Here is a 3,097-nt window from a genome sequence, read left to right as displayed (position 1 = left end):
AGCATGCGCCAATTTTCCGAGACGGTGCGGAATCACTGATTGTTATCCTGGGTATTGTATGGCTGAGCTCGACGATCATCGGTGCCCATATCGGTGAAATTAAGGATGTGGCAGGTAGCGTGCTAAACCAGTATCCGGCTCTGTTGTCAGTTGTCTTCTTCGGTACCAGTGCCTTGCTGTTTAGCCAGGGCGCAACCAGTGCGCTTTTAGTACCGATTGCAGCTACGCTCGGTGTCGATGCCGGTACTATCCTGGCGAGTTTTGTTGCCGTCAGTGCGCTGTACATGACTAACATCTATCCAACAACGGCGTTTGCTATTGCAACCGATGATACTGGCTCGTTCTTGAGCAATAAGTGGAATGGTTCGATGATCGTTAACCACCCATTCTTCCTGCCGGGTATGCTAGGCATTGTCAGTGCTGTGCCAGTTGGCTTCTTCCTGTCAGGGATTTTCATCTAACAGTTATCATGGCGGTAAATCGATAGAAAAAGGCCAGGTATTGCTACCTGGCCTTTGTGTATTTCTATGGGGGAAGTATTACGCCGTCTCTTGCGTTGTACGGGTGTAGACTTCACCAGTGTTGTTATAGACTTCGGTGTCCAGCTCGTTTTCGCTGCGGCCAACCAGAATAGATACCATCAAGTCACCACATACGTTAACACTGGTACGTGCCATGTCGAGGATACGGTCGATACCGGCAATAATCGCCAGTCCTTCCATTGGCAGGCCTACTGTAGTCAGTACCAGTGACAGCATGATAAGACCCGCACCCGGTACACCAGCCGTACCGATAGACGCCAGTGTAGCAGTCATAATAATGGTCAGGTAGTCGGCAAACGCAAGGTCAATCCCGAATGCCTGCGCAACAAACAGTGCAGCCACACCCTGGTAAAGTGCTGTACCGTCCATATTGATGGTTGCACCCAAAGGCAGAACAAAGCTTGAGATCCCTTTTGAGACACCCATTTCTTCACGTGCACACTTGATTGTTGCAGGCAGGGTACCTGAACTGCTCGTGGTGGTGAACGCAACGGCTGCCGGGTTAACAAGGCCCTTGATATAAGGAATTGGATTTAGGCGACCAACGAACTTGATAACACCAGAGTAGAACACCAGTACGTGCAGCAGGCTACCGATATAGGCAACGGCAATCACTTTAAATAGTGGCAGCAGAATATCCAGACCGTATTTACCGGCAACCCATGCCATCAGGCCGAAGATACCGTAAGGCGCCAGCTTCATAACAAGCTCAGTCAGCTTGTACATCGCTTCGGCAAGGCTGTCGAACACGGCAATAGCAGGCTTGGCCTTTTCGCCACACAGGTTAAGAGCGACACCCAAGCCAAGAGCGAAGACAATGATTTGCAGAATGTTGCCGGCTGCCAGTGCGCTGATAGGGTTTTTTGGAACCAGATTAAGAATGGTTTGCACTAGCGTCGGAGCTTCCTTGGCTTCTGAGGCCGCAGCGGTTGCAGCCATGTTCAGGCCTTCGCCAGGAGTCAGCAATGTTGCCAGGCCCAGACCGATACTGATAGCAACAGCAGTCGTACCGAGATAAATGGCGACAGATTTGACGCCGATACGGCCCATTTTACGGGTATCCTGCATTGACGTCACACCGACGACGAGCGAGCAGAAAACCAGAGGGACAATCAGCATTTTAATGGCGTTGATAAACAGAGTACCGATAGGCTTGAGTACTTCAGCATCAGGTCCGAGAATGCTTCCCGCAATGACACCCAGTACCATACCGACCAGAATTTTCTTCCACAGGGCCAGGTTGCCCCAAAAGCCAGGCTGGCTTTTCTTCACTTGTGCTTGTTCCATGTTAGTTCCTTGTCCGTTGCTTATTGACTACCGGTTCTCTGTAGCCAGATAGCCGGTAACACTGAAGTCAGGTAACACCCTGTATCTTCTTGTATGTAATACATTTAATAAGCGGCTAAGTGGGCGTTTTCCCACTGTACCTGGGGTTATATAGAGCAAGCAGGGTGCCAGTTTTGGATTTTGCTCTTATCCTTCTGTTTTAAAAAAGAAAAGTAGAAAATTAAAGGGAAGGAGACTGGATGGAAGGGGTATAACCAAAGGAATAAGTTACCGATGTAAAATTGATGTTATTCATTTGTGATCAGTAACTTATCCTATAAGACAGAGGTTATAACTTTTCTTTTGGTTATAGGGGTTTAGAAGCCTGTTCTTAGTTCTTAGTTCTTAGTTCTTAGTTCTTGGCTCTTGGTTCTTGGCTCTTGGTTAATGATTAATGGCTATGGGTTATTGAGACTGGGCCTTCTTTAGTCGTTTGCTCAGGGCAGGTTGCGAGATCCCCAGCAACTTGGAGGCCAAAGACTGATTGCCCTGAGCGCGAAGCATGGCCTCGTTGACGAGAAGATCGCCTACCTCCTGTAGCGTGGGCAGCGGTCGCTCCGGGTTGAAAAGCATATGCTCGGCCAGATCTTCCGGCTCAGTTGCTGTAATTTCCCGATCCAGAACCTGACGGAAAACATCCATCGATAGCATGTGCGAGCGATGCTGGCTCATCGCGTCATAAGCCAGTGCGCGTAATTCGCGGATATTGCCCGGAAAGGCATAGTTGGCCAGAAGAACCGGCAGCTCTTTGGGGATAGTCGGTTTGTTCTTCCCGAGTTCATCTGCCGCCTCCTGAAGAAAATGCTCCAACAGTAGCGGAATATCTTTGCTGCGCTGGCGTAGCGGCGGGATATCGACGCGGTGAGTTTTCAATCGGTAGAAAAGGTCTTTGCGAAAATCGCCGTCTTTTTGCTTCTGTGCCAAATCCTGATGGGTTGCAACGATAACACGTGCCCGAAGTCGTTTCGGTCTGTCGCTGCCCAGCGGATAGTATTCACCTTCTTGTAGCAGACGCAGCAGTTTCACTTGCGATGCCTGGCTTAAATCGCCGATTTCATCCAGGAACAGCGTCCCGCCCGCGGCCTGCTCGATCAGTCCGGCTCGGGCCTTGTCGGCACCGGTAAATGCGCCGCGGTGATGACCAAACAGGGTATCGGCAAATACGTTGTCATCCAGTCCGGCGACATTGACACTGATCAGCGAGCCGGAGCGATCGCTGAGGGTGTGAA

General features: G+C 50.3%; 3 protein-coding genes. 1 reads left to right on the top strand and 2 read right to left on the bottom strand.

Going from position 1 to position 3,097, the window contains the following annotated elements:
• Positions 1 to 461, top strand: a 461-nt coding sequence (locus MHN01_RS22520) for an anaerobic C4-dicarboxylate transporter family protein (protein ID WP_304622886.1), incomplete at its 5' end; no start/stop codon positions are given.
• Positions 462 to 539: 78 nt separating this feature from the next.
• Here the strand turns inward: MHN01_RS22520 and MHN01_RS22515 are convergent.
• Together MHN01_RS22515 and MHN01_RS22510 are read right to left on the bottom strand one after the other, a co-directional pair.
• Complete coding sequence (locus tag MHN01_RS22515; protein ID WP_239413572.1) at positions 540 to 1,829, bottom strand: dicarboxylate/amino acid:cation symporter; 1,290 nt, start codon at positions 1,827 to 1,829, stop codon at positions 540 to 542.
• Between the two features lie 444 nt (positions 1,830 to 2,273).
• Positions 2,274 to 3,097 (bottom strand): sigma 54-interacting transcriptional regulator (locus tag MHN01_RS22510; RefSeq protein ID WP_239413570.1); only part of this gene is annotated, 824 nt, incomplete at its 5' end.

Origin of the sequence: Photobacterium sp. OFAV2-7, assembly GCF_022347985.1 — a bacterium.
Taxonomy (GTDB): Bacteria; Pseudomonadota; Gammaproteobacteria; order Enterobacterales; family Vibrionaceae; genus Photobacterium.
This window is presented reverse-complemented; position numbering and strand designations above follow the sequence as displayed.